This is a genomic window from Brevibacterium sp. UCMA 11752, assembly GCF_021532235.1.
GTDB lineage: Bacteria > Actinomycetota > Actinomycetes > Actinomycetales > Brevibacteriaceae > Brevibacterium > Brevibacterium antiquum.
This window is the reverse complement of sequence record NZ_JACBOS010000003.1, coordinates 3,872,437-3,898,348: the sequence shown is the minus strand read 5'-3', so window position 1 is coordinate 3,898,348 and position 25,912 is coordinate 3,872,437. Positions and strand designations below refer to the sequence as shown.

23 protein-coding genes, 1 tRNA gene and 1 pseudogene are annotated in these 25,912 nt (G+C 62.8%); 17 read left to right on the top strand and 8 right to left on the bottom strand.

The window, feature by feature from the left end:
* Positions 1–202 precede the first annotated feature (202 nt).
* The 8 genes from ssd (at position 203) to HU144_RS17565 (ending at position 5,630) form a co-directional block, all read left to right on the top strand.
* A complete protein-coding gene (gene ssd / locus HU144_RS17600; protein ID WP_235352395.1) occupies positions 203–1,210 on the top strand; it encodes a septum site-determining protein Ssd in 1,008 nt (335 codons plus the stop codon).
* Positions 1,207–2,376 (top strand): TadA family conjugal transfer-associated ATPase, encoded by a 1,170-nt coding sequence (locus tag HU144_RS17595; protein WP_235352394.1) that lies wholly within the window; start codon positions 1,207–1,209, stop codon positions 2,374–2,376. Before ssd ends, HU144_RS17595 begins: the two co-directional genes overlap by 4 nt.
* Positions 2,376–3,053, top strand: coding sequence for a type II secretion system F family protein (locus HU144_RS17590; RefSeq protein ID WP_235352393.1), 678 nt, complete (start codon positions 2,376–2,378; stop codon positions 3,051–3,053). The genes HU144_RS17595 and HU144_RS17590 overlap by 1 nt, the downstream gene beginning before the upstream one ends.
* A 5-nt stretch (positions 3,054–3,058) precedes the next feature.
* The gene (locus HU144_RS17585; protein WP_235352392.1) at positions 3,059–3,649 is read left to right on the top strand and encodes a type II secretion system F family protein; all 591 of its coding nucleotides are present in this window, start codon (positions 3,059–3,061) and stop codon (positions 3,647–3,649) included.
* 110 nt (positions 3,650–3,759) lie between these two features.
* Positions 3,760–4,362: a GNAT family N-acetyltransferase gene (locus HU144_RS17580; protein WP_143922100.1), complete on the top strand. Its 603-nt coding sequence runs from the start codon at positions 3,760–3,762 to the stop codon at positions 4,360–4,362.
* A 170-nt stretch (positions 4,363–4,532) separates the two neighbouring features.
* A complete protein-coding gene (locus HU144_RS17575) occupies positions 4,533–4,889 on the top strand; it encodes a DUF4244 domain-containing protein (protein WP_235352391.1) in 357 nt (118 codons plus the stop codon).
* Between the two features lies 1 nt (position 4,890).
* The gene (locus tag HU144_RS17570) at positions 4,891–5,316 is read left to right on the top strand and encodes a TadE family protein (protein WP_235352390.1); all 426 of its coding nucleotides are present in this window, start codon (positions 4,891–4,893) and stop codon (positions 5,314–5,316) included.
* Entirely contained in the window at positions 5,313–5,630 is a 318-nt protein-coding gene (locus HU144_RS17565; RefSeq protein ID WP_235352389.1) for an Rv3654c family TadE-like protein, read from the top strand. The genes HU144_RS17570 and HU144_RS17565 overlap by 4 nt, the downstream gene beginning before the upstream one ends.
* 28 nt (positions 5,631–5,658) lie before the next feature.
* Here the strand turns inward: HU144_RS17565 and HU144_RS17560 are convergent, their stop codons facing one another.
* Positions 5,659–7,935 carry a DEAD/DEAH box helicase gene (locus HU144_RS17560; protein ID WP_235352388.1) on the bottom strand — a complete coding sequence of 759 codons (2,277 nt, stop codon included), beginning with the start codon at positions 7,933–7,935 and terminating at the stop codon, positions 5,659–5,661.
* Positions 7,936–7,990: 55 nt separating this feature from the next.
* On the opposite strand from HU144_RS17560, the gene HU144_RS17555 reads away from it, so the two are divergent.
* The gene (locus HU144_RS17555; RefSeq protein ID WP_235352387.1) at positions 7,991–9,673 is read left to right on the top strand and encodes a DUF7059 domain-containing protein; all 1,683 of its coding nucleotides are present in this window, start codon (positions 7,991–7,993) and stop codon (positions 9,671–9,673) included.
* 135 nt (positions 9,674–9,808) lie between these two features.
* On the top strand, positions 9,809–12,691 hold the full coding sequence (topA, locus tag HU144_RS17550) for a type I DNA topoisomerase (protein ID WP_235352386.1): 2,883 nt from the start codon (positions 9,809–9,811) through the stop codon (positions 12,689–12,691).
* A 144-nt stretch (positions 12,692–12,835) separates the two neighbouring features.
* On the opposite strand, the gene HU144_RS17545 is transcribed toward topA, so the two are convergent.
* Together HU144_RS17545 and HU144_RS17540 are read right to left on the bottom strand one after the other, a co-directional pair.
* The gene (locus HU144_RS17545; RefSeq protein ID WP_235352385.1) at positions 12,836–13,363 is read right to left on the bottom strand and encodes a GNAT family N-acetyltransferase; all 528 of its coding nucleotides are present in this window, start codon (positions 13,361–13,363) and stop codon (positions 12,836–12,838) included.
* 79 nt (positions 13,364–13,442) lie between these two features.
* Positions 13,443–14,177: a lipoate--protein ligase family protein gene (locus tag HU144_RS17540; RefSeq protein WP_235352384.1), complete on the bottom strand. Its 735-nt coding sequence runs from the start codon at positions 14,175–14,177 to the stop codon at positions 13,443–13,445.
* A 115-nt stretch (positions 14,178–14,292) separates the two neighbouring features.
* Here HU144_RS17540 and tmk point away from each other — a divergent pair, with 115 nt between their 5' ends.
* Both tmk and HU144_RS17530 read left to right on the top strand, forming a co-directional pair.
* Positions 14,293–17,004, top strand: a complete 2,712-nt coding sequence (gene tmk / locus HU144_RS17535; protein WP_235352729.1) for a dTMP kinase — start codon at positions 14,293–14,295, stop codon at positions 17,002–17,004.
* On the top strand, positions 17,005–18,162 hold the full coding sequence (locus HU144_RS17530) for a DNA polymerase III subunit delta' (RefSeq protein WP_235352383.1): 1,158 nt from the start codon (positions 17,005–17,007) through the stop codon (positions 18,160–18,162). It abuts the gene before it with no gap.
* 3 nt (positions 18,163–18,165) lie between these two features.
* Here the strand turns inward: HU144_RS17530 and HU144_RS17525 are convergent, their stop codons facing one another.
* Both HU144_RS17525 and HU144_RS17520 read right to left on the bottom strand, forming a co-directional pair.
* Positions 18,166–19,257 carry a M20/M25/M40 family metallo-hydrolase gene (locus HU144_RS17525; protein ID WP_235352382.1) on the bottom strand — a complete coding sequence of 364 codons (1,092 nt, stop codon included), beginning with the start codon at positions 19,255–19,257 and terminating at the stop codon, positions 18,166–18,168.
* A 112-nt stretch (positions 19,258–19,369) separates the two neighbouring features.
* Entirely contained in the window at positions 19,370–20,281 is a 912-nt protein-coding gene (locus HU144_RS17520) for a GNAT family N-acetyltransferase (RefSeq protein WP_235352381.1), read from the bottom strand.
* A 126-nt stretch (positions 20,282–20,407) separates the two neighbouring features.
* On the opposite strand from HU144_RS17520, the gene HU144_RS17515 reads away from it, so the two are divergent.
* A tRNA-Thr gene (locus HU144_RS17515) sits at positions 20,408–20,480 on the top strand.
* A gap of 37 nt (positions 20,481–20,517) precedes the next feature.
* Here HU144_RS17515 and HU144_RS19580 read toward each other — a convergent pair.
* Positions 20,518–20,949: pseudogene (locus HU144_RS19580) on the bottom strand (tyrosine-type recombinase/integrase); the annotation flags it as partial.
* Between the two features lie 90 nt (positions 20,950–21,039).
* Here HU144_RS19580 and HU144_RS17510 point away from each other — a divergent pair.
* The 3 genes from HU144_RS17510 to HU144_RS17500 all read left to right on the top strand — a co-directional run bounded on the left by HU144_RS17510 (position 21,040) and on the right by HU144_RS17500 (position 22,268).
* Positions 21,040–21,546: a hypothetical protein gene (locus HU144_RS17510; protein WP_235352380.1), complete on the top strand. Its 507-nt coding sequence runs from the start codon at positions 21,040–21,042 to the stop codon at positions 21,544–21,546.
* Positions 21,543–21,923 (top strand): hypothetical protein, encoded by a 381-nt coding sequence (locus HU144_RS17505; protein ID WP_235352379.1) that lies wholly within the window; start codon positions 21,543–21,545, stop codon positions 21,921–21,923. The genes HU144_RS17510 and HU144_RS17505 overlap by 4 nt, the downstream gene beginning before the upstream one ends.
* 129 nt (positions 21,924–22,052) lie before the next feature.
* Complete coding sequence (locus tag HU144_RS17500; protein ID WP_235352378.1) at positions 22,053–22,268, top strand: hypothetical protein; 216 nt, start codon at positions 22,053–22,055, stop codon at positions 22,266–22,268.
* Between the two features lie 167 nt (positions 22,269–22,435).
* Here HU144_RS17500 and HU144_RS17495 read toward each other — a convergent pair whose 3' ends face one another.
* Both HU144_RS17495 and HU144_RS17490 read right to left on the bottom strand, forming a co-directional pair.
* Positions 22,436–23,947, bottom strand: a complete 1,512-nt coding sequence (locus HU144_RS17495; protein ID WP_235352377.1) for a hypothetical protein — start codon at positions 23,945–23,947, stop codon at positions 22,436–22,438.
* Positions 23,948–23,994: 47 nt separating this feature from the next.
* Positions 23,995–24,405 (bottom strand): hypothetical protein, encoded by a 411-nt coding sequence (locus HU144_RS17490; RefSeq protein WP_235352376.1) that lies wholly within the window; start codon positions 24,403–24,405, stop codon positions 23,995–23,997.
* Between the two features lie 298 nt (positions 24,406–24,703).
* Here HU144_RS17490 and HU144_RS17485 point away from each other — a divergent pair, with 298 nt between their 5' ends.
* On the top strand, positions 24,704–25,912 hold the full coding sequence (locus HU144_RS17485; RefSeq protein ID WP_235352375.1) for an acetyl-CoA C-acetyltransferase: 1,209 nt from the start codon (positions 24,704–24,706) through the stop codon (positions 25,910–25,912).

Here is a 25,912-nt window from a genome sequence, read left to right as displayed (position 1 = left end):
TCCGAGCACTCGTCGTCTGACCACCTGGGCAGATCCTGTCAGACTGTGCCCGTGAGGGTTCTGACCATGCGAGATGCTCAGGCCGACTGAGATGGGGCGGCTCCTGTGACTTGAGTGCACAGGAGCCGCCCCATCTGTCTTTTGTCCACAACCCACCGTGCGGACCTGTCCTCAGGACATACTGCGGGTCCACGCTGTCACCATGCAGGTAGCACTCATCACCGACCTCGGCGCCATCACCGACGAATGCGCACGAGTCGCCGAAAGTATCGGCATTTCGCTCAAGGTCCTGCCTCCGGACTCGGGCGGCTGGCAGAACGCCTCTCTCATTCTCCTCGGCGAGGATGTTCGCGAGGCTCCGGCTACGGACCATGCGGACCGCATCCTCGTCGTCCTCGACGGGGACGAACCCAGTTCGGCGTGGAAGCGTGCGGCCCACCTCGGCGTCGAACAGTTGGCGGTTCTGCCCTCCGCAGCGGAGTGGCTGAGTGGACGCATGATCGCAGCCGTCGAACCGCCTGTGGCCCCCGGCGTCACTGTCGGCGTCGTCGCCGGGTGCGGAGGAGCGGGCGCCTCGGTGCTTGCCTGTGCTCTCGCCCGCCGTGCCGGACCGGATGTGAGTACGGTCCTCGTCGACGCTGATCCGCTGGGCGGTGGACTCGATCTGGTGCTCGGCGCAGAACAGGTTCCGGGCCCACGCTGGGCCGATCTCAGTGCATCACGGGGACAGCTTCGGCCCTCGACGCTGAGTCAGGCGCTGCCCCGCCACGAGGGCCTGGCTATCCTGTCGTGGGGCCGCGACGACATCCTTGACCTCGACCCGGACGTATTCGACGACTTCCTGGCGGCCGCCGGACAGGCATTCGAACTCGTCATCGTCGACTTGCCTCGTCACGCCCCACCACAGTGGACGCGCCGCTGCCATCACGTCCTGCTCGTCTCCCCGGCACGGGTCCGGTCCGCAGTCGCAGCGTCTCAAGTCGCCAAACGCCTGTCCCAATCCCATCCCGACGTCCGTCTTGTCGTTCGCGACACCGGCGCCGGAGGTCTTGACGCCGCGCTCCTCGCCGAATCCATCGGACTCGACCTCGCCGGCAGCATCCGTGACGATCGTGGCCTGTCCGCCGCCGTCGACCGGGGCGAGGGCATCCCCGGCGGGGCACGACTGGGAAAGCTCGTCGACCGGCTTCTGGGGGAGTGGGTGGAATGAGCGAATGGCTCGACGCCTCACTCGTGGCAGAGGTCCGCAAGACCCTGCTCGACAATCCGGGGCCGGTGACCACAGCTGCCGTCGCCGAGGCGGTTCAACGCACCGGGCGGGTGCTCGGTTCCAGCGCCCTCCTCGAACTCGTGAACCGACTGTCCGCGCAGCTCTCCGGAGCAGGTCCCCTCCAATCAGTGCTCGAAGTCGCTGATACCACCGATGTGTTCGTCAACGGACCACGTGAGATCTTCGCCGACACCGGAACGGGACCCCACCTCCTCGACCTGTCCTTGGGTTCTGAGGACGAAGTGCGGTCATTAGCTGTGCGCTTGGCGGCTCTGGGCGGCCGCCGTCTCGATGATTCGAGTCCGTTCGTCGATGTCAGGCTGCCCGACGGGGTACGTATGAATGCGATCGTGCCACCGATCTCCGGTGAGTACACGACGATCTCCTTCCGAGTTCCCCGGCATGCCGGCTTCACCTTCGACCAGCTGCTCACCGGCGGATTCATCCCCGAAGAAGTGCACGAACTTCTCATCTCGGCGGTCCGATCCCGAGCCAACATCCTCATCTCCGGCGGCACCGGAACCGGAAAGACGGTCCTCCTCGGCGCGCTTCTGGGTCTTGTCGATGCAGAGCACCGCATCGTCATCGTCGAGGACTCCCGAGAGCTCATCGTCGGACACTCCCACGTGGTCCAGCTCGCCGCACGTCAGGCCAATGTCGAGGGCGGCGGTGAAGTGACGCTGACGGACCTCGTTCGAAACGCCCTGCGGATGCGGCCCGACCGCCTCGTCGTCGGAGAGTGTCGAGGCGCCGAGGTGAGGGACATGCTCACCGCGCTGAACACCGGCCACGAGGGCGGCAGCGCCACGATCCACGCGAACACAGCCGAAGCCGTTCCCAGCCGCCTGGCAGCGCTGGGTGCACTGGCGAACATGAGCCCACAGGCCGTGTTCTCACAGTTCTCAACGGCAATCGACCTCGTCATCCACCTGCGCCGGATCGGAGCCGACCGAGGAATCACAGAACTGGCCATCCCCACCAGGGAGAGCAGCAGCGGGGTGACAATGGAACCCGTCTGGGGCCGACCATCCCCACTGTCCGAGGGCACATTCAACCGTCGAGCCCTGAGCCGATTCGAAGCAGTGCTCGAGCAGAAGGCTGCCTGATGATCACCGCCATCGCCGTGCTGGTGGCCGTGAGCATCATCCTCAGCGCGCCGCTTGATCCGGCATCGCGACTGCAGGATCTGCTCCGCACACACCCGGACAGGGACGACTCCCGCCGAGGTGGACGATCGACCAAAGAAGATCCCGAACAGGACAAGCTGTGGGCCATCTCTGCGGTGGAGAACTGTGCGCACCTGCTCAAGGTGGGAATGACTCCGCAGGCAGTGATGGCGACCCTGAGCCGGCAGAACGCACAATTGGCACCGATCTCTCGTGCGATCTCCTTGGGCGAGGAACCCGGACGAGCCATTGCCACCAGGGGCGCAGCACTGCCGCCTGCCGCCGCCGAAGTCTTCGCCGGCATGTCGTCGGTGTGGACCGTGTCGGAGCGTTCCGGTGCACCTGCCGCCGACATGATTCTCCGCTATGCCACGGCCCAGCGCAGCGCCCTCGATGCTGATCGGGAGCGACGCATAGCGATGGCTGGGCCTCGAGCGACAGTCCGAGTCCTCAGCTGGCTGCCGTTGATCGGGGTCGGTCTCGGGCTGCTCATCGGCGTCCAACCCGTTGAACTGTTCTCAGGACTTCCTGGCCGGTTGAGCATCGGCGGCGGTCTCGCCCTCTACTTCGTCGGGCGCTGGTGGATGCGACGAATGATGGCTCGGGCGGAGCGCTGATCGATATGACCACAGTCCTGATGGGAGTGCTCATCGCGATTGGAGTCCTGTTGTGGTCGGACAGATCCGACGGGCGGCTGAGACGCCTGTTGAACGGGCGGAGTCAACGACGGCAAGGCGGAGTCGAAGCGCCCCAGAGCGATTCCCAGCCGGACTCGAAGAACCAGTCTCGGGTCGTCGATGACCTGCTCGCATTCGACCTCGATCTCGTCGCCATCTGCCTCACCTCCGGGCTGCCGATCCCGGTCGCTCTGGCATTGACCGCCGAGGCGACAGGCGACCGGTCCGGGTTGGGGCGAATCTCGCGATCCATGACGATCGGGGGCCAGGACCTGTCCGACGATGATCGGCTCATCCCGGTCCTGGAGGTCTTCGAATTCTCCGAACACACAGGCGTCGGACCCGCACCACTCATCGAATCCGTCGCGAAGGAACTCCGGGACTCATCCCGCAGGCGCAGACAGGAAGCGGCTGCGGCTCTGGGCGTCAAACTCGTCGTACCGCTGGGAGTCTGCATCCTCCCAGCTTTTCTGCTGCTCTCCGTCGTTCCCGTGGTCATTTCGCTGCTGTCTGACCTGACGACTGTCTTCTTCTGACAGAACCCGTCACCCATGACAGAGCCCCTGACCCAGGGGCCGACCGCGCGTTCTGACTGTCGTGAGTGATTGTCGACCGACCGTTCAGCTGGCCTTGGTAAGGTCGGGGGATGGCACCGGTTACGCCCTTCAATCAACTGTCCAACGTCGAACAAGCCGAAGAATACGCCGACAAGCTCTTCACCGGTCGACACGTGAGGCTTCGTCCGCTGCAGCAGGAGGATCTGCCCTACCTCGAACAGTGGTGGTTTGATCCCTCGATCGTGGTCCTGCAGAACCACACGGTGCTGCCGCGACCCGAGGGCGGGGTGTCCGAACAGTTCGCACTGTGGAGCGCGAACAAAGACACCGATGCGGTCGGTTTCAGCATCGAGCTGCTCGAGACCGAGGAATTCGTCGGTCACGTGACACTCTTCGGACGGAATTCGATCAACCAGTCCGCCACACTGGCCATCGTCCTCGGACCCGAGTTCCACGGCCGCGGCTATGGCTCCGATGCCGTGCGTCTGGGCATCAAATACGGCTTCCTGCAACTGGGACTCAACCGTATCGAGCTGCAGACATGGGCGTTCAACACCCGCGGCATCGCTTCGTACACGAAGGCCGGATTCGTCGAAGAGGGACGTCGCCGTGAGGCTGTCTTCTTCAACGGTCGTCGCCACGACGAAGTCCTCATGGCAATCCTCAAAGAGGAGTGGGCCGGCCGGGGCTGACTCGTGTGCTTCAACCTGTGGAATCAGCCTCGACTCATGTGCGTTTCGACTGTGGACGCTGAACCTGTTTCCACAGCCCGATTGTGACCTCTGGACGTGAGTCCTAGTCTCATCCAACACTGAAACTCTCATCGCAGACCGCGAATGATGGCTTCAACGAGGAGGAGACTATGAGCATAGAGACAAAGCCGACCGACTGTGACGGGCCACCCTACCCGCAATGGGGTCAGGTGCGAAGCGTCGATACCAGCGATGTCGATTGGTCCGGAACAGCCCTGTACTCCGGCGCTGTCACGGGCACCGATGCGGATGCTGCTGCGGATTTCAACGACGGTGAAGAACCCTGGCGAGAGGATGGCACTGCAGAACCCTGGGGTACTGACGCGGGGGCGACGACCGCAGAATATGCGATCACCACCCTTGCTGCCTGCGGATTCGCGGCGCTTCTGGTCGTCATTCTGAAATCGGAGCCGATCAAAGAACTCGTCACCGGCGTAATCCAGACCGCCCTCGGGCTCGGAGCCTGACATGGCGACCGGATGCTCCTGTGACTCACGAAGACAGAAGCAGCACCGGGATGCGGGAACGGCCACCGCCGAATTCGCAGTGGTCATGCCCGCCATCGTGCTTCTCATCATCGTACTCACAGGGGCAGCCGCTGTCGGCTTCTCCCAGTTGAGGGCCTTCGACGCAGCCAGATCTGCCGCCCGAGAGATCGCCCGCGGTGAACCACAGGCAGCGGTCGTGACCGAAGCCAAGAAGCACGCTGGAAATGCGTCCGAGGTGCTGGTCCGTTCCGAGGGAGGATATTCGACGGTGACCGTCACCATCGAACTCCCCGCAGCGATCATCTTCCTCAGCGAAGTCGAAGCAGCAGCGACGGCGCGAACAGAAGGAAGTCGCTTCACTGCCGGCGAGGCCCTGGGCCAGCCCGCTTCAGGTGGACTGCCGTGACGAACATCGTGGTCGGGCTATGCTCGATGATTCTGGTCCTCGTCACCGCTATCGGCGGCCTCAGCCAAGCCTTCGCAGCCCACAGCACAGCGCAGAGTGCCGCCGACCTTGCGGTGCTCGCGGCGGCCGACGCAGTTCGCGGACTCGCCACCGGCGACCCCTGTGACATTGCCAAGGAGGTCGCGAAGCGCAACGGTGCGGTGCTCGACGACTGCCGTGCATCGACGTCAGAGCAGAGTGCCTATGTCCAGGTCGAAGTCGACATCCCCGGTCCGCTGCCGAAGGTGAAGGAAAAGGCCGTGGCCGGGAAATAGAAGGAGTGGTCAGAAACGACGGAGATCGTCAGTCCAACACGGTGCGCAGCAGTCGCAGAGCCGCATCCTTCTCCAAAGGTTCATTGCCGTTGCCGCATTTTGGTGACTGCACGCACGAAGGACAGCCGTCGACGCATTCGCACGCGGCGATCGCATCACGTGTCGCGCCCAGCCACCCTTCGATGACCTCGTAGCCGCGCTCGGCGAACCCGGCCCCACCGGCGAGCCCGTCGTAGACGAAGACCGTGGCCATTCCGGTGTCAGCGTGCAGCGCGGTGGAGACGCCGCCGATGTCCCACCGGTCGCAGCCGGCGAACAGCGGCAGAAGACCGATCGAAGCATGCTCGGCTGCGTGGACGGCACCGGGCAGGTCGGCATGGACGATCTCGGCTTCGTCCAACAGCGTCTGCGGAATCGTCCACCACACGGCTTTGGTCTCCAGGGTGCGTTCGGGCAGATCGAGTTCGTGTTCGGCGATGATCGCCCCACCGCGCTTCGCCCGCATCCGGTAGGCGATGACATGGTCCTTCACATCGACCGTCCCGCTGTGCACGGACACGCCGGAGGACAGAGTCCGCTGCTGATCGGTATCGACGATGTCGATCTCGGTCTGGGACCGGGCCTGCGTCGTGTAGTCGACCTCGGCACGTTCGACCAGCGCCACATGATCCTCGAGATCAAGGTCGAGGACCGTGAAGTCGGCGCCCTGATGCGTATAGACCGCACCGGGATGAGCCCCAGTGAAAGCACCGGACTCGTCGACGGTGCCCAACAGTGCACCCGTGCTGGCCTCGACGAGCCGGAACTGTCCACCCCCGCTGCCACGGATGTCGGACATGTCCGCCGCGGACGAGTCCTTCGCCCAGAACCACCCGGTGGGTCGTGCGCGCAGGAGCTTTCGCCCGACCAGGTCAGCGAGCACCTCGGCGGAATTGTCGGGGAAGTGAACGAGATCCGCCTTCGTCAGCGGTACCTCGGCGGCCGCGGCACACAGGTGCCCGCCCAGAACATGCGGATTGCCGGGATGGATGACACCAGCATCGACGGGAGCATCGAAGATGACTTCGGGATGGTTCACGACATAGGTGTCCAGCGGGTCATCACGGGCGATGAAGACGGCCATCCACCGCTGCCCCGCACGTCCCGCACGACCGGCCTGCTGCCACAGTGACGCCAGGGTTCCGGGCCACCCGGAGATGATGACGAGGTCGAGGCCGGAGATATCGATCCCGAGTTCAAGAGCGTTCGTCGACGCCACCGCCAGAAGACGTCCTGATCGCAGTGCCGACTCGAGGAGTCTGCGCTCCTCTGCAAGATAACCGCCGCGATAGGCCGCGACCTTGTCCTTCAACGAGTCATCGACCTGACCGACCTGGTCACGCACGGTCGACGCCAATGCTTCTGTGCCGCGGCGGGAGGCGATGAACGCAATCGAACGATAGCCTGCGCACATCGCGTCGGTGAGGATATCTGCCGCTTCGACAAGGCCGCTGCGGCGCTCGCCGCCGGGGGAGACCGGTGGCTCCCAGAGAGCGAAGCTGCCCGAGGCGCGGGGAGAGGAATCATGGCTCACCGCGTGCACTTCTCGTCCCGTGAGCTTGGAGAACGCCTCATCCGGGTTCGCCATCGTCGCCGACGCTCCGATGACCACAGGGTGAGCCCCATAGTGCGCGGCGATGCGCAGCAGGCGGCGGAGGATCAGTGCCACGTGGGAGCCGAAGACTCCTCGGTAGCGGTGGGCCTCGTCGATGACGATGAAGCGCAGCGACTTGAATAGCCGAGCGAACCGTTCGTGCTGCGGCAGGATCCCGCGGTGGAGCATGTCCGGGTTGGTGAAGATGATGTTCGCATGCCGTCTGGCCCAGTCCTTCGACGCCTGGGAGGTGTCGCCGTCGTAGGTCGCAGGCCGCATGCCCTGGACGATGAGCTTCTCCAGATTCGCCAACTGATCAGCGGCCAAAGCCTTGGTCGGTGCGATGTAGATCGCCGAGGAGGTGCGCAGCTTCGCACGGGTGCTCTGAATCGATTCGAGGACCGGCAGCCAGAACCCCAAAGATTTCCCTGAGGCAGTCGGAGTGGCGATGACGACGTCCGAACCGTCCCTCGCCGCCTGCGCTGCTTCGAGTTGGTGGTCCCACAGCTGGTCGACCCCGATGGCATGACAGGCGTGTTTGAGTTCCTCGTCGATCCACTCCGGCCAGTCCGACTCATGTTCGAACCGTTGTGGAATATCGCGCACGTGGACGATCCGTTCATCTCTGGCACCGAATCCGGTGACGATGTCGAGAAGAGCAGAAGAGGCCATGGCCCCAATTATGGCGCAGTCAGAGTCATCGGGGTGCAGTCGCTAGGATTTGTGTGTGATTGAACAAGACATGACTCTCGTGGCAGACCGACTCTACCGGGCCGGATACACCGAGCCACGGCTCCGACAGTTCTGGGGTGGACCCATCGCCTCCGCGCTGGTGCGCAACAACGCTGCCCCCGCGATCCACTTCTGCCAGACGGTGCTCGAAGCAGCCGAGGATCAGACGGCGTTCGACGAGCACCTGGCGGCACTGGCGATGCTCTTCCACTTCCATCGCGAGATCAGCACCGAAACGGCGCGCGCAGCCCTCGGCGAGGACGCGTTCGATATCGCAGTCGACAGCGGACTGCTCGTGACCAGCAGCCGTGGCACGACAGATAATGGTGATGAGATGTCGAACGCCGGGGTGAGGGAACCGGGACATGTGTCCGCTCCGTTTGCGGTCACTCCCTATGATCTGCCGGTCGGTGTTCCACGCGGCTTCCGCCCCGGCGACGAAAACCTCTATCTCGTCAGCGACCATGGAACTCTCATCAACCCCGATGTTCTCGACGGCGACTTCGTGCTCGGACTCGGCGGGGCCGGACGCACGCTCGTGTCACTGACACCGCGTGACCATGTCTCCATCTCCGCCGACATCGGCACCGGGTGTGGGATCCAGGCTCTGCTGTTGGCCCGCCACAGCGACCGAGTCATCGCCACCGACATCTCAGAGCGCGCTCTGCACCTGACCGGACTCAGCGCCGGACTCAATGGCGTGGACAACATCGAACTTCGAGCAGGATCCATGCTCGAACCGCTCAGCGAACCAGTCGATCTGCTCGTGTCCAACCCACCCTTCGTCATCACCCCGCGCACCACCGTGGCCAACTTCGAATACAGGGACGGCGGGATGACCGGTGACCGGCTGGTGCGGTCCCTGTTCACCGCGATTCCCGACCACCTGCAACCGGGCGGACGGTCAGTGTGCCTCGGGAACTGGGAGACCACCTCGGCGGTGGATGCAGGGCCGGAGGCCTGGGTCACGGACCCGGATACCTCGGTGCTCGTCATCGAACGTGAGGCGCTCGACCCCATCGCATACGCAGAGACATGGATCAGAGACGGAGGCATCCCTCGTGCCAGCGAGGACTGGAACGCGGCAACTGCAGCCTGGATTGAGGACTTCGACACACGTGATGTGACCGAGGTCGTCTTCGGATACGTCATCATGCACAGGGCCGAGCACAGCTGCGCCACAGATAACGATGTCCCAACGATTGCCGACCACACTATTGCCGGCAACGGCGAACAGCCATCATCCGTGTTCAAGACAAGGGTCAGGACCACCTCGGCGATAGCGAACAACCCGCATGGACTCGGACAATTCATCGCGACCACATTCGCGCTGCGATCGTGGCTGGCGACTGCCGGTGCCGAAGAGATCGCGAACACCGTATTCACCCGCTCCCCGGACCTCGTCGAGCACCGCCACCATATGCCCGGAGAGTCAGACCCGAGCTCGATCACGCTGGAACAGGGCATCGGATTCGGTCAGGTATTCGACCTTGACACAGCCCTGGCCGGATTCGTCTCAGTCGCTGACGGAAGCCTGACTCTGCGGCAGACAGCGGTGGCTCTTGCACAGCTTCTCGACGTCAACCCGACCGCACTCGAAGACCAGCTCATCGCTCAGGTGAGACAGCTCGTCACCGCCGGTGCACTGCTGCCGGTGAACGAGGGGAAACAGGAATAACGGTAGTATCGAAAGCCGTTGCCGTTGAGGTTCGCTGCATCAGCCCGATGCAGGTCGGGCACGATCATCAGTGTTACATTGGGCCGGATCGTCCGTTTATTCGATCAACCGGCGCCGTGAGAGGAATGTGAAAGCGTGACCACAACCGAGAAGCAGCCCCGCCGTCTCGTCATCGTCGAGTCCCCGACGAAGGCGCGAACGATCGTTGGGTACCTCGGAGAGGGTTACGACGTTGAGGCGTCGGTCGGCCACATCCGCGACCTTCCCACCCCGTCCGAACTCCCGGCAGACATGAAGAAGGGACCGTACGGAAAGTTCGCTGTCGACGTCGACAACAACTTCGATCCCTACTACCGCGTCGACCCGGGCAAGAAGAAGAAGGTCACCGAACTCAAGCGCCTCCTCAAGGACGCCGACGAACTCTATCTCGCAACAGATGAGGACCGCGAAGGTGAGGCCATCGCCTGGCACCTTCTCGAAGTCCTCAAGCCGAAGATCCCCGTCAAGCGCATGGTCTTCCACGAGATCACCCGCGAGGCCATCGAGCGGGCACTGGAGAACACCCGTGAGATCGACACCGCTCTCGTCGACGCACAGGAGACGCGCCGCATCCTCGACCGCCTCTACGGCTACGAGATCTCGCCCGTCCTGTGGCGCAAGATCCGTGCGGGCCTCTCCGCCGGCCGTGTCCAGTCGGTGGCGACCCGACTCGTCGTCGAACGCGAACGCGAACGCATGGCGTTCGTCTCCGCCGACTACTGGGACCTCGACGTCGACTTGGGACTGCCCGATGGCACCAGCCCGTTCGCCGCGAACCTTTCAACCCTCGACGGTGCACGCGTGGCCTCCGGCCGAGACTTCAATGACAAGGGTGAGCTGAAGAACTCCTCGGCCACCGTCGTCGACCAGGCCAGAGCCGAAGCGCTGGCCACGGAGCTCAAGGGCACCGCGAAGGACGCGCTGACGGTCACTGCCGTCGAGTCGAAGCCGTATTCGCGCAAGCCTGCGGCACCGTTCACGACCTCGACCCTGCAGCAGGAAGCCGGCCGCAAGCTGCGCATGAGTGCTCGTCAGGCCATGCGCACCGCCCAGTCGCTGTACGAGCACGGTTACATCACCTATATGCGTACCGACTCCTCTGCGCTGTCGGGTCAGGCGATCTCCGCGGCACGGAAACAGGTGACCGAACTCTACGGTCCCGAATTCGTTCCGCAGTCGCCTCGCACCTACTCGGGCAAACAGAAGTCGGCGCAGGAGGCCCACGAGGCGATCCGTCCCTCCGGTGACTCCTTCCGTACCCCGGCCCAGGTCTCGAAATCGCTCAGCGGCGAGGAGTTCCGTCTCTACGACCTGATCTGGAAGCGCACAGTCGCCAGCCAGATGGCCGATGCCAAGGGCAAGACCGCAACGATCAAGGTCCGCGCCGACCTCGCCGACGGCCATGATGCGGGCTTCAGTGCCAGCGGCACCGTCATCACCTTCCGCGGGTTCCTCGCCGCCTACGAAGAGGGCACCGACGCCGGACGCTATGACACGAAGTCCGGCGAGTCACGCCTGCCGCAGGTCGAAGAAGGACAGTCGCTGTCCGTGGTCAAGGCCGAAGCCGACGGTCACACGACGGCCCCACCGCCACGCTTCACGGAAGCCAGCCTGGTCAAGCAGCTCGAAGAGCTCGGCATCGGCCGACCGTCAACCTACGCCGCCACGATCTCTGTCATCCAGGACCGCGGATACGTCACTTCCCGCGGCAATGCGCTGGTACCCAGCTGGCTGGCGTTCTCCGTCGTCCGCCTCCTTGAGGAGCACTTCACAGGCCTCATCGACTACGCGTTCACCGCCGACCTGGAATCCGAACTCGACCGGATCGCCATGGGCGAGGAAGACCGCAAAGCGTGGTTGGCCCGCTTCTACTTCGGCGACAAGTCCCAGGACCGCGAAGGGCTCAAGGAAGTCGTCGACGACCTCGGCGACATCGACGCCCGCGAGGTCAACACCGTGCGGATCAGCGAAGGCGTGAATCTGCGTGTGGGTCGTTATGGGCCCTACCTCGAGGTCCCGGCCTCCGAAGAGGGCGCGGACCCGAAACGCGTGTCTGTGCCCGAGGATCTGGCCCCGGATGAGCTGACCGCGGCCAAGGCCGCTGAACTCATCGAATCGCAGGGTGATGGCGACCGTGAACTCGGTGCCGACCCAGAGACCGGTCACACGATCGTGGCGAAGAACGGACGCTTCGGCCCCTATGTCTCCGAGATCCTGCCCGAGCCCGAGGAGAAGCCCAAGCGCGGAGCGAAGAAGCCGAAGCCTCGCACCGGCTCTCTGTTCAAGTCCATGGATCTGAATTCGATCGACCTTGAGACGGCACTGACCCTGCTCAGCCTTCCCCGGGTCGTCGGCCAGGACGAAGAGGGCACTGACATCACCGCCCAGAACGGTCGCTACGGTCCGTACCTGAAGAAGGGCACGGACTCACGGTCGCTGACCGACGAAGAGCAGATCTTCAATATCACCTTGGACGAGGCGCTGAAGATCTACGCCCAGCCGAAGCAGCGCGGTGGCCGTCAAGCCGCAGCGCCATTGAAGGAACTGGGCGAGGATCCCATTTCGAAGAAGCCGGTCGTGGTCAAGGACGGTCGCTTCGGCCCCTACGTCACCGATGGTGAGTTCAACGCCACTCTGCGCAAGGACGATACGGTCGAGTCGATGAACATCGGCCGCGCCGCCGAGCTCCTGGCGGAGAAGCGTGCGAAGGGACCGGCTAAGAAGAAGGCGCCGGCAAAGAAGGCACCAGCGAAGAAGGCTCCCGCTAAGAAGACGACGGCTGCCAAGACGACCGCTGCAAAGAAGACTCCGGCGAAGACAGCTGCGAAGTCGACGACAGCTGCGAAGTCGACGACAGCTGCGAAGTCGACGACAGCCAATAAGGCCACGACAGCCAAGTCGACGACAGCCAAGAAGGCCGCGGCAACGAAGACGACAGCCGCTAAGAAGTCGACGACTGCGAAGCCGAAGACTCCCTGACGAGCCTGGGTCGGCTAGCATCGACGCCCCTTAGGTGGACGGACGCCCCTTAGGTGGACGTTTTGGACTGATTTCCCGCTCTGGGATCGGCCCAAAACGACCATCTAAGTCGTTCACAGTGGCTGAGATGGGAGTCACCAGCTCTTATTGAGCACCTTCACCCGATGCGTCTGCATCTGATGTGTTCGCGGCTGATTCATCGGCGAACGAGTGCAGAGCCTGACCATCGAGACGGAAGGTCTCCCACTCATCCTGAGCCTTCGCGCCCAGCGAGCGGTAGAACCCGATCGAGGGCTCGTTCCACTTGAGCACGCACCACTCGAGGCGGGTCAGACCCCGTTCCTGGCAGATCTGGGCCAAGTGCCCCAGCAGGGCTTTGCCCGCCCCGATGCCGCGATGATCAGGGTCAACGAACAGATCCTCGAGCCAGATCCCATTCTTTCCAGTCCAGGTGGAGAACGAATGGAACCAGATCGCGATGCCGATGATCTGCCCTTCCACCTCGGCGACGAGCCCATAGGTGTTCGGGTGGCCATCGGCTGGGAACATCACCGCCGCGAAGTCGTCCTCGGTGGCGTCGACCGCGTCGGGTTCCTTCTCATACACGGCCAGAGCATGGACCAGTCGGAGAATGTCCGGCAGATCATTCTTCCTCGCCTCGCGCACATTCATGAGGTCACAGTCTCCAATCGCTTCAGCGTCGCAGTGCAGGAATTGTCGCAGTCCAGGACTTGTCGCAGATCTAGGGGTGTCACAGCAGGTGAGTGCCGGTCTTCTCCGGCAGTGCCGCGAGCTCGTCGGCGGTGGGCTCACCGGGCGCGTGCGGATCGGCATAGGAGTAGTAGGAGGCGAACGCCTCGGTGACGGCATCGATCGTGATCTCGGGGTGGACTTCACTGATCGAACCGCCCGTGGCAGGGTCCCACCCGATGCCCAGGGCCGCCTCGACGTCGGTGAGGACGGCACGGATGGGACCTGGATCCTCGACGATCACGGAGGACGAGAACAGCCACGCACCTGAGACCACCCGCTGTGCGGTTCCGATCGCCTTGATCCGACCGGCCACGTTGATGCTGTGCTCACCGGGGCAGTATTCGCCGGGAATCTCGCCGAGGCGGGCGTCGACTCCGATGCCACGCAGAACCTCGACGTAGTCCTGCCCGAACCCGGAGAACCTGGCGGTCGTGTCCTTGATGAAGGCATCACTGGGCTCGATGTGATCGATGACCAAGGACCCCCGGTGATAGGCCGCGGCTCGCCCGCCGAGGCTGCGCAGAGCTGGGGTGAATCCGTGATCTCGGGCTGCTTCGACGGCCGTCGGGAACCCGGGGAGGAAACGGTCCCTGGCCCCGAATGCCACCGTCGGAGCAGGGCGGTACATCCGCAGGGTCGCCTCGCGGCTGCCATGCTTGACCGAGTCGAGGAGGACTCGGGCGAAGGCGAGCTCCTCGATCGGACTTAGTCCGGTGGTTGCAACTGCTGACATGGCGGTATTCGTAGTGTGCACGCAATCAAGAGTAGAGGATCAGGCGTCGGTGAGAAGAGATCCGGCCGGTTCCAAGAGATATGTCAGTCGCGGCAGATATTGTAGGGCTGTGAGTATGTTGACGACTACAGGACATCGACTTCCCGGAGCCCCTGGCCGGTTGGTTGCCGAGACCGCTGCTTGGGGCGCACTGATAGTGCTCGTGGCGATCAGCTATGTCGTGGCGGGCACCAGCGGATTCTTCGCCACGATCGGTGGGCGGGCGTTTACCGCAACGGCAGACAGCATTGGTGCGGGAGGCTTCGACAACCAGTTGGGAAGCCTGTCACTGCTCATCGTCTTCGTCCTCGCCGGGGCCGGACTGTTCATTCCGCAGAAGATCTTGGCGAGCAAGGGCCCGGCCGTGCGCAAACTCGCGCTCAGCATCGCCGCTGTCATCGAGGCCGGGTTGCTCATCGTCCTCTCCCTCGCACCGAGTGCCTGGCTGACCTGGGTCACCGCACTGTTCCTCGGAGCCGTCGTCGGCCTGCTGATGAGCATCAATCCGTTCACGAACGAGAAGCCGTGGCGTCGAGTCGGCATCCCCGCGGCGATCCTCGTCTTCGTCGCATTCTCCTTCCAGATCATCGGTGGGTCCGCCGCAGGCACTCAGTCCCTGGGGTGGATGAGTCTCCTGGTGGGTATCGCCATGGCCGTCGGCGCCGTGATCATCTTCCTCACTCCTGAGCGTGCTCTCCACGCCGAAGCAGCGACAACCGGCGCATTCCCCTCGACCAAGGCACGCGTGGCCAGACCAGCCGCGACCATTAAGATGCCGTGGGTCTGCATCGCGCTGTTCGCAGTGCTGGGAACCACCGTCATCCTGGCCCAGCCGACCGCTGTCGAACACAGCTTCGGCCAAGCCGGCTTCGCCGTCATGATTGCGTCGTGCCTGGTGGGTTGGGCCATCGGCTTCGAGATGGGGCCCACTTTCGCGCCCGGAATGTCTCGGCCGCGCGTCTCCGCCTTCGCGTTGACCGTGTCCGGAATTCTGCTGATCGCCACGGGAGCCATCAGCGAGCTCTCCGGCAAGGTCGTCCTTTCCGCAGTCATCGCCTTCCTCGTCGGAATCGGGGTCCGCTCACAGCCCTATGACTTCTCGCGGCGGATCGGAGCCGTCGGCGGCGCGGTGGTCGCCCTCATCCTCAACTCCATCGACTTCGGCATCACCATCCCTGTCGGCTCGGCCATGGAATGGCTGCTGGCCCCCAGCGACGTTGCCTTCGGAATCTTGGGACTGGCCGCTCTGGTCGCCGGAGTCATCGGACTCTTCATCTTCGACCCGCACGGTCTTCAGGGACTGTCCGTCGACATCGTGCATGGATTCCGTCCGCCCAGCGCCGCCGAGAACGGAGCGAACGACGGTATCGGAAACTCCGCGGAACGACTGGGAGCCGGATTCTTCATCGCCATCGAAGGCGGCGATGGTTCGGGCAAGAGCACACAGATCAAGCGAATCTCACAGACCCTGGCCGACGAGGGACACAACGTCGAGGCGACCCGGGAACCAGGCGGAACCGAACTGGGACGACAGATCCGTTCGGTGCTCTTCGACTCCGAACCACCGAGCCCCCGCACCGAGGCGCTGCTCTTCGCCGCCGATCGCGCCCACCACGTGGCCTCATTGGTCGATCCGAGTCTCGACGGCGGAAACATCGTCATCACCGACAGGTACATCGATTCGACGATCGCCTACCAGGCCGCAGGCCGCAACTTCGACCCGAAGACGATCCTGGCGCTGAGCAAATGGGCCACTCAGGGACTCGTCCCGCATCTGACGATCGTCCTCGACATCGATCCCGACACCGCCGCGGCCCGGATGGGCAAGCGCGGCGAGAACAACTACCTCGACGAGGAGAACAAGCAGTTCCACCAGCGGGTCCGTCAGACCTACCTGACCCGTGCGCACAAAGAGCCCGACCGCTACGTCGTCCTCGACGCATCGGTGTCGGAGGATGAACTGACCGCCGAGATCCTCACCGCCATCCGCACCCGTCTGCCGCGGCAGCTGGGCAGCGCGGCCGCCACCGATGCAGGTGTGGTCAAAAGCACTTCAACCGACGCCGAGGTGGAGGAGAGCCATCCCTCCGAAGCCGTCGTCGACGCGCCCGCCGAGGAGTCCGATGAGGGGGCATCGACTACCGCCGACGAGTCGGTCGCACCCGAGCCCGGAGTCCGATTCGTTCCCGCTTCGAACGAACGGTTCATCCCGCAATCCGCTGACCGCCTCGAATCCGAAAAACGCAATGACGGAGTCGAAACGGAGAGGGTCGACCTCGGCGCTGATCTGCGAGGGCCAGACGAACAGGGCGATGATGAAGCGGCCACGACGGTGCTTCCAGCTCACGCAAGCGCACCTGAACCCGAACCAGAGCCCGAGTCTGAACCTGAGTCCGAACCCGAGACCGACGAGGATGCGGCCACCACGGTGCTGCCGTCCCGCGGAGTCACGCCGAGTGCTCCCTTGGCGGATGACGATGATGAGGACGCGGTGCCGACGAATGAGATCGCAACTCCTGACTCGGAGGAGGCAGAAACCCGTGTGGTAGGTCAGGTCGACCCCTGCAGCGGTGACGGGACTCCACCGAGGTCCGAGGCTCAGCCGGGAGGCGGGACCGACGCGGGCGACGAAGATGCAGCGACAACGGTCCTGCCCATGCGAAACGCCCGACAGATGAGCCGAGAGCGACTGCATGCCCAGGCTGAGATCGAACGTCAGGCACGCGAGCGGCTGCGCAAACAGCGAGAACGCAACCATCAGCGTTTCAACAACCCGGAAGGTCACTGAGTGAGCGTCTTCAATGAGCTCGTCGGCCAGGACGACGTCATCACCCAGCTCAAGTACGCGCTCTATTCGCCGGGTGCGATGACCCATGCCTGGCTATTCACCGGGCCCCCTGGGTCCGGTCGATCCAATGCAGCACGAGCCTTCGCCGCTGCCCTGATCTCCGGCAGCGAGGAGCCCGACGAGGTCACCGCCCGTGTACTCAAAGGTCATCACGAATCGCTGACGATCATGTCGACCCAGAAATCGGTCATCGCGATCGATGAAGTGCGGGAACTTGTGACGAGAGCACAGTCGGCCCCGGTCAACTCTCAATGGCGGGTTGTCATCATCGAAGACGCGGACCGTATGAGCGAGCGCACAGCCAACGTGCTGCTCAAAGCCATCGAGGAGCCGCCACCTCACACCGTATGGCTGCTGTGCGCGCCGAGTCCCATCGATGTGCTCACCACGATCCGTTCCCGGTGTCGCCCTGTGCGCCTGCGCATCCCCTCACGGGAAGCCGTGGCACAGCTCCTCATCGAACGCGACCATGTCGACGAGGACAGAGCCAAGTGGGCCGCCGCCGTGGCGCAGAACCACATCGGTCGCGCCAAGTACATGGCGCTCAACGAATCTGCCGGTGAGGAGCGTAAGCAGATCCTCGCGATCCCCGGCAAGCTGACCTCCGTCGGTGCGACGATCCGCTTGGCGGGACGCATCGTCGATGAAGCCGCAGAGACAGCGAAGTCCCGTGTCGAGGAACGCAACGCTTCGGAGCGCAGCGATCTCATGGCGACTTTGGGCATCGAATCCGAGAAGTCCATCCCTCCCTCGGCGAGATCTCAGATCAGGAAGCTCGAAGAGGAGCAGAAGCGCCGGTCGGTACGCGCCCGCAATGACGAACTCGACCGAATCTTCCTCGAACTCATGAGTCTCTACCGTGACATCCTCATGCACCAGTTGGGGATCCGCGAGGGATGGATCAACGCCGGAGAAGTCGATCTCATCGCCGAGCAGGCGAACCGGGACGGCCCCGACACGACTCTGCTGCGCATCGACGCCATCACCGAGGCGAGACGACGGCTGCAGACGAACATGTCACCCGTGCTCATCGTCGAATCGGCGTTCGTGCTGCTGTCGAACCCCTGGCTGCTCGAGGACCGTACGGGCGCACTCTGAGGCTCACTCCTCGTCGAGGAGCTCACCGACCAGAGCAGTGGTGAGCTCAACACGGCGAGGGATCCACACCTGCAGGGCATGTTCGGTTCTCGCGTGCGAACCTCCGCCCACTGTCCCGAGTCCGTCAATGGTCGGTGTTCCGACTCCGGCTGTGAAGTTGCCGTCCGATCCACCGCCGACGGCCACAGACCGCAATGGCGGGTGCCCCAGGTGAGCACTCAGCCGCTGGGCTCGGGCGTAGAGCCCCATCGCCATATTCTCCTCCAGCGGGGCACGGTTGATGCCACCTAGGACGTCGACCTTGGCCCCGGCCACAGTGGGGGAGAGGGAGTTCATGATTGCGTCGATGCGTTCCTGTTCTGCGACCGAGGCGGCCCGGGAGTCGACACCGACAACAGCCTTGGCCGGCACGGTGTTCGTCGTCGAACCGCTGTGCATGACGGTCGGCACAACTGAGGTTCCCGCAGACGGATCATGAAGGCCCGCGATCTTGACGACCTGGTTGGCGACCTCGATCGTGGCGTTGATGCCCTTCTCGGGTTCCACGCCCGCATGAGCGGCCAAACCGGTGACTTCCAGTGAGTAGATGGCGACACCTTTTCGGGCGATCTTCACAGCCCCGTCGGGTGCGCCGCTTTCGAAGACCAAAGCCGCCTTGGCTCCACGGGCTTCGTCCTCGATGATCTGGCGTGAGCCGGGGGAGCCGAGTTCTTCGTCTCCGGTCATGAGGATGCTGACGCCATCGAGAGTGCCGCGCTCCTCGCGCAGACGCGCCATCGCGTAGAGAGCGATGAGCAGACCGCCCTTCATATCGTCGGCGCCCGGTCCGCGTACGACGCCGTCGGTGACCGAATAGGGGAAATCGGCAAGAGTGCCGGTGGGCCACACAGTGTCATGATGGCCGATGAGCACGACCGTGCGGGGCCCGGGCCCGAAGCGCCACAGCACGTGTGGGTGCGAGTCGGTTTCGATGATGTGAGGGGCAGCCCCCAGCAGACCGGTGCCGATCCGAGAGACGAGCTGAGCACTGCGGGCCAGCGATTCGGGGTCCTGGGAGAACGACTCACATTCGATGAGCGCCTGGAAATCACTCATGAAGTCCTTCGAGTCGAACTCGACCACGTGCGTCACCCTTTTCTCTTGTGGAATGTCTGTCTCCACCAGGTTAACCGGTGAGCAGCCGCAGCGGCGTGAGGGCTGGGAGGCGTCAACTGCCTCGGCGAAGATCCTTGACCTGGGGGCGAGGAATGTAGCCGGCGGACGAATAGGCGGCGACGGCGCTCCTGTTGGAACTCTCCGTACAGACTGATGCCGACGACGATCCCAACTGTTGCAGGCGTCTTGCCGCAGCGATCGCCATGGCCTTTCCATAGCCGTGACCCTGTTGGTCGCGGTGGACGGCCAACGGTTCGAGCAGTCCGGGACGGTTGAGACCCGCAGACCATACTGTCACCACGGCGACCGGCAGACCGCTGTCGTCATACCCCAGCAGGCTTCTTGCCCGGGAGGAGAAGGGGCCAGACATCATCGTGTGCCATCTGTCGACGAATCGCTGTCTGTCGTCAGCGGTGTAGGGCACACCGCGAAATGCCGACCAGTGAATGGCCGTCCAGGCCTCAGCATCGTCTGGCCCGGCAACCTCGACTCGAATGTCGGGTTGTTCCACCGGCAGACTCAAGTCACGATTCATCGGCGTCCACGGCTCGTCTGTACCCCATCCACGGGCTTTCAGACTATCGCAGAGGCGAATTGCTCCCCGAGCTTCAACAATTGCTGTTCCCTTTTCGAAGACAGTGATGTCCGTCCCCGAAGCAGTCCTGTCCGATGAGTTGATGTCTGTTTCGATCTGCCGTGCCAAAGCGTCATCGTGAGTGAGATCCGGGTCAACAGACAGACGGAGAAGGTTCTCGCCGTCAAGCAATCCGATTGCCAGGATCCTGTCCTGGCATCGCCAGACCCGCAGTGCCTGAGCTGTTGCTGCCCCACCTCTCAGCGAATACCAGCCCAGGTCGCCTGTGTGGAGGTGAACAGGGCCGGCATCGGACTGCCATCGATCGAGCACGGCACCGATATCGGGAAGTTCTGAGACCTGAGGGACGGTCAGCACAACGGTTCTCATGTGACTCCTGAGACGGGAAGAGAATGCGCAGGGAAGTCCAGCATATGTGAGCTGTGTTACGTAGCTGGGGTTCGGCTGCGCTCCTTTTGACCAGGAGTCCTGGTTTTGGCTAGAGTTAGCTCGGTTGCCGCCTTAGCTCAGTCGGTAGAGCGATTCACTCGTAATGAATAGGTCGCGAGTTCGATTCTCGCAGGCGGCTCGGCAACAACACCCCAGGTCAATAGCCTGGGGTGTTTTCATTGCTGGCACCGTCCTCGTCTCCAATTGTGGGTTATAGGCCAAAATGTGTGTATGGGTAGGGCGTGTCCGGCCCATGCTTGTACCGTCGCCGCATCGACGCCGCGACGAAGCCATAGACAGATCGCGGTGTGGCGCAGGTTGTGTATTCGACGACCCTTAGCCGTCTGGGGGCAGCGCGCCGACTTCTTGAAGCCTGAGGCATGAAGGCGAGTTCCTGTGCTCGACGTGAACGGCGGATCATCTCCGGCTTTGTCGCCAGCACACGTCTCGATCAAGCTCAAAACTCGATCTGCGACGGGGACAGTACGGGCACGACGTCCCTTCGCCGTTTTTACAGCGATACCCTCCGGCGCAGCTCGTCGTACCACCAGCACGGGTACAGGAACACGTGAGAAATCGCCCACGGTGATCGCTCGCAGTTCCGACCATCGAAGCCCAGTCCAAACCCTGCATCAGTCCCGGCCGTATTAGTGGGGTGCACGCTTGTTGTGGCACCCGCCAGCGCGGCGGAAGCCAACGTGCCGGACGAGCTTGCCAAGAACGGTGGAACGATCGAAATGGTTGCAGCAGGCGAGTCAAAGACACTTGAGATCTCACCCGGTAAGGCCGAAACCCAGAAGGAGACTCCAGCTCCGTATCGCGGGTACAAGGACAGCAGCCAGGTTCATGTCAAATCATACACTCGAGCTGGCCTGCAAGAATTCGGCGGACATGCCTCCAATCTCCGATGCGGATCATACGGGCCAGGGAGTTGGGGCCTGTGCCACATCGGGGAACGTCACAAAGGCGGCTGGGCGAATAGGGGAGCAGGGACCGACTGGTTCGACATGATGGAGTTCGCAACCAAGCTGACGCTTAAGAAATCCCAAATAGTTGTGAGGAAAGCCAACGACACGTACAACTACTGTGCACCTGTAAAATTGAAATGCAAGGGCAAGACCTACGACACATTCAATACCAATGCGTCAGTCTCATTCAAAGGCACAAACATTATCACCACATACCAGGCAAAGAAGTGCGAATGACCAAGAAGATCCGAGACCTCGACTACGTTCTCGCCGGACGGTTGGCCGACATGGTCGGCGCGGAAGGGGACGTTGAAGTTCGTGGACCCGAAATGACATTCCCGATGCGTGACAACGAAGGCTCACTCGTGAGTTTTAGCATCGACATTCGTGGCCTCGCAGACGAAGTCGAAGCCAACAGTTCCGACGCGGTCATCGCGATGGGAAACAGTCGTGGAGCACAACGCGCTGCTCTCGCTCTTATTGCAAACGGTATCCGCGAGGATCATCACGAAGAATGGGATACGTCTTCCAGCGGTGAGATCGTGTACCACGATGACGATTACGAACCGATTGTAATCGACATGGAGAACTTCCCAACTAGGCGACGTAACTAGAGTCATCTCGTGTAGAACAACCCCCGGGCCGTCATAGCCTGGGGGTGTTTATGTGGGGATTCCAGCCGTGCCTGATTCTCCGCGTGTCGTCTCTGGTAACTCTGCCGTGCCCGGTCACAAGTTTCGTGCGTGATCGTAAGACACCTCGACGCGGCTGAACTCGGCACGACAATCGCCTTGCCGATCCTCTCAGCCCCAAGATGCTGCCGCAAAGGCACCCTCACCAACATCATCCCCAACCACGGATCCCACACCAGCATCCTCATCATCGGCGCCCTCCAACACGTTGTTCCCAACGGCGTGAGCGTGTACGTCGAACAGACCGTCGTGGTCATCGGACTATGAGCACCGTTGATGAGACGGGCTGGGGGCCCAGGAACAGCCAGATCCTATCTAAGCGCCGGCCCGAGGGACAGTTTGGCAACCGTCCGAACGCGGGCCTCGAAGTCAGCAGGGTCCACGGCGGCAATAGCAAGTACGCAAAGCAGGCCGGGCAACGTAACCCAGGCCCCCTATGACCGCGTGATCTGAGTGCTGAATCTCCGATCGAAAGCACCGGTCACGGCGAGGCCTCCGCTCAATGCCGCGACAAGGATGATCAGCAGGACGACCAGCGTCGGCACCACTTCTCCAACCAAATGTCTGCTTCCGCCGATGAGCATCGTGGCACTGGACCACCAGCCCGAACGGCTCGGGTCGAGAAGATTCGCCAGGGTGTTCCAGACGGTTCCCCAGACAACGGCGCCGACAGCGACTACGACTCCGGCCAGCACACCCAGGGCGTCGGTCACGGCGAGGACGACGATAACCACAGTCAGGAAGACGAGACTGAAGAATCCGATGATCGCGATCAGCCGGAGGCCCGGGTAGGCGCCGAGGCTGTCGACGATGATTCGTCCCGGCCATGCCGTGCTGACGGCGGCCGCCGTAGTCAGTGCGAGTGTCCCGGCGGCGGCCAGTCCGAATTTCTGGCTCAGCAACGTTCTTCTGGGGAATGGTCTCTGAGGTGACAGCGATCGCCATGGCCCGAGGATCGCGACCTGCAGTCCCGCCGCCCGATTGACGGTCGCCGATGACAGCATGGCCAAAGTGACCGCGGCGAGAATGAGTGCACTGATGATCGCGGAGACTCTGGCACTGCTCGACGACTGTGGAGCGTGCGATTGGGAGGATGTGGCAGCGGGGTCGGACGGCGAGGCAGTCACCGGTGCAGGTGCAGAGGGCTGGTCATGAGGCGAAGGACTACCCTCATCCGATTTCTGGCTGAAGTAGTCGACGGCCGGTGGGCCGCTGACTTTCTCAACATTGATGTCGAAGGGCCGCTCGAAGGCGCGTTGGGCCTCTTTCGAAGTACGTGGGCAGGCCTGCTCCCCGGTCTCGCATCCGAACTTCTGGGCGACGATGCGAATCTGTTCGGAGACGTGCTCCTCCGCTTGGCGGATGACCTGATCCTGGTATTGATTGAGAATGAACTTGTCTTCGTTCAGTGCCTGCGGATTTGCAAGGACAGTGATCGTGTAGCGCGGGGCGTCGATGTCACCGCGGTAGTACGCTCTGATGTCGTCGATGGCCTGTGGAGTGAGGTCCTTCGGCATTAGGACTGCGAGCACCGAAGTCCCATCCTCCACTTGAGAGCGGGCAGCTTCAGGTGAAAGCTCGCGTTCAGTCGTGGAGAAATCGGGAGCGACCACGCCTTGTTCGAGCCTGGTGAAGAACTGATCCGAAAATGACAGGTAGTCCGTCATTGCGCTCTGGATCGCCGGCATCTCGTGCGGTTCGTCGTCCGTGCCGACCGCAATTGAGAAATTCGGGGGTGAGCTAGGTAGTTGTTCCGCTGTCGTCGGAACGGGGGCCGGAGCCTGGCCCCTCTCGTCGGCACCCGCCCGTTCGATGGCGCCGAAGAGAGGAACGAGGACGGACAGGGCTATGACATATACGCACAGCGAGGCCATGATCGGCCAGAAGTACATCCGGCCCACCCCTCCCCGGGACAGAATCGAGGTCACCGCGAAGAATTGACGCATGGTTCATCTTCCCATCGACCGGCGATTGTTCTACGCGCGCAGGCGGCCTACTTCTTCTTGGGTTTGAACGACGTTGAGCACGTCCACGTCGTCTTGCCCTTCTTTGCGACCACGGACACCTTGACCTTCTTGCCCGGGGTGGCGCCGGAGATGTAGTACTTCAGCGAGGCCTTGCCCTTCTTGGAGGCGGTGGCCTTCTTCTTGGTCTTCGTCGTCTTGTAGTGAGCGGTCGTCGTGATCTTGGACTTCGAGCCGACCTTTGACACCTGGACCCAGGTGTTCGAGTACTGGCGCGGTTTCGAATTCGACATTCTGACCGCGCACGTCTTCGAAGCAGCCTCGGCGGGCGGGGCGTCGAGCACGATGGGGCCAGCGAGCAGGCCGATGGCCAGGAACAGTGCGAGGAGCTTCGACCCCATGCGGGCAGGGACGAATCGGGCAGGAATGATCGAGGACATGATTCTCCAGAAAACTAAGAGTGTTAGGCGGGTTAATTCTAAGCACTTCGGGCGTGGTTTCTATGTCTCGAAATCATCTTTCCTCAAGTGAAGTGAGTCACATGGGAACTCGCGCCAGGCTCCCCGGTGTCACAACCTGGTTTTCGTGTTGACCATCACAGGCAACTGGTATTGAATAGGGGTGCGAATGTTACTGAACGATCGATTAGCCAATGAGGTTGAGCGAGCGTCATTGACGTATCCACGGCTGAGATCACGAACCCGATCCTCGGCCGTTCTCTAGGACTGTGAGGAACAGATGAGCGAAGCGTACATCTACGACGCAGTGCGCACGCCGCGCGGAAAGAACCGCGGCGGAGCCTTGCACAGCGTCAAACCAATCGATCTTGTGACAGGGCTCATCGATGCCCTGCGCGAACGCAACCCCGATCTCGACGACAAAGCGATCGACGACATGGTCTTGGGCGTTGTCTCACCCGTCGGTGAACAGGGCGGAGACATCGCTCGCACCGCGGCGCTCGTCGCAGGCCTCGATGAATCCGTCGCCGGTGTTCAGGTCAACCGGTTCTGCGCATCCGGGCTCGAAGCGGTCAACATCGCCGCACAGAAGGTCGGCAGCGGATTCGAGAACCTCGTCCTGGCTGGCGGCGTCGAATCGATGTCGCGTGTTCCCCTCGGCTCCGACGGGGGCGCATGGGCACAGGACCCGGCGACGAACTTCGACACCTATTTCGTGCCCCAGGGCATCAGCGCCGATCTCATCGCAACCACAGAGGGATTCAGCCGCACCGATATCGACGAATTCGCCGAGGAATCGCAGAAGCGCGCCGCCAACGCCTGGAAGAACGGCTACTTCGAGAAGTCGATCGTCCCTGTCAAAGACATCAATGGTGTGACCCTGCTCGACACCGATGAGCATATGCGTCCCGGTTCGACGGTGGAGTCTCTGTCGAAGCTGTCCCCGGCCTTCACCAAGGTCGCTGCGCAGGCAGGCTTCGACGAGGTTGCTCTCCAGAAGTACCACTGGGTCGAGGAGATCGACCACGTCCACACCGCAGCGAACTCCTCGGGAATCGTCGACGGGGCCAGCCTCGTCATCATCGGCGACGCCGAGGTGGGTCAGACGATGAATATGAAGCCGCGCGCTCGCATCGTCTCCACTGCCGTCACGGGATCCGAGCCGACCATCATGCTCACCGGTCCCACACCCGCGACGCAGAAGGCGCTGGACAAGGCCGGACTGACTGTCGAGGACATCGACCTGTTCGAACTCAACGAAGCCTTCGGTGCAGTGGTCCTGAAGTGGATGAAGGACCTCAACATCCCGCACGACAAGGTCAACGTCAACGGCGGAGCAATTGCCATGGGTCACCCTCTGGGTGCCACCGGTGCCATGATCCTCGGCACCGTCCTCGACGAACTCGAACGTCGTGATCTTCAGCGTGGCCTCGTCACACTGTGCATCGGCGGCGGAATGGGCATTGCGACGATCATCGAAAGGGTCTGA

Excerpts from the sequence above, each read along its gene's own strand:
- ssd (WP_235352395.1), top strand. The coding sequence starts at position 203 with ATGCAGGTAGCACTCATCACCGACCTCGGCGCCATCACCGACGAATGC.
- HU144_RS17595 (WP_235352394.1), top strand. The coding sequence starts at position 1,207 with ATGAGCGAATGGCTCGACGCCTCACTCGTGGCAGAGGTCCGCAAGACC.
- HU144_RS17590 (WP_235352393.1), top strand. The coding sequence starts at position 2,376 with ATGATCACCGCCATCGCCGTGCTGGTGGCCGTGAGCATCATCCTCAGC.
- HU144_RS17585 (WP_235352392.1), top strand. The coding sequence starts at position 3,059 with ATGACCACAGTCCTGATGGGAGTGCTCATCGCGATTGGAGTCCTGTTG.
- HU144_RS17580 (WP_143922100.1), top strand. The coding sequence starts at position 3,760 with ATGGCACCGGTTACGCCCTTCAATCAACTGTCCAACGTCGAACAAGCC.
- HU144_RS17575 (WP_235352391.1), top strand. The coding sequence starts at position 4,533 with ATGAGCATAGAGACAAAGCCGACCGACTGTGACGGGCCACCCTACCCG.
- HU144_RS17570 (WP_235352390.1), top strand. The coding sequence starts at position 4,891 with ATGGCGACCGGATGCTCCTGTGACTCACGAAGACAGAAGCAGCACCGG.
- HU144_RS17560 (WP_235352388.1), bottom strand. The coding sequence starts at position 7,935 with ATGGCCTCTTCTGCTCTTCTCGACATCGTCACCGGATTCGGTGCCAGA.
- HU144_RS17545 (WP_235352385.1), bottom strand. The coding sequence starts at position 13,363 with ATGAATGTGCGCGAGGCGAGGAAGAATGATCTGCCGGACATTCTCCGA.
- HU144_RS17540 (WP_235352384.1), bottom strand. The coding sequence starts at position 14,177 with ATGTCAGCAGTTGCAACCACCGGACTAAGTCCGATCGAGGAGCTCGCC.
- tmk (WP_235352729.1), top strand. The coding sequence starts at position 14,293 with ATGTTGACGACTACAGGACATCGACTTCCCGGAGCCCCTGGCCGGTTG.
- HU144_RS17525 (WP_235352382.1), bottom strand. The coding sequence starts at position 19,257 with ATGAGTGATTTCCAGGCGCTCATCGAATGTGAGTCGTTCTCCCAGGAC.
- HU144_RS17520 (WP_235352381.1), bottom strand. The coding sequence starts at position 20,281 with ATGAGAACCGTTGTGCTGACCGTCCCTCAGGTCTCAGAACTTCCCGAT.
- HU144_RS17505 (WP_235352379.1), top strand. The coding sequence starts at position 21,543 with ATGACCAAGAAGATCCGAGACCTCGACTACGTTCTCGCCGGACGGTTG.
- HU144_RS17495 (WP_235352377.1), bottom strand. The coding sequence starts at position 23,947 with ATGCGTCAATTCTTCGCGGTGACCTCGATTCTGTCCCGGGGAGGGGTG.
- HU144_RS17490 (WP_235352376.1), bottom strand. The coding sequence starts at position 24,405 with ATGTCCTCGATCATTCCTGCCCGATTCGTCCCTGCCCGCATGGGGTCG.
- HU144_RS17485 (WP_235352375.1), top strand. The coding sequence starts at position 24,704 with ATGAGCGAAGCGTACATCTACGACGCAGTGCGCACGCCGCGCGGAAAG.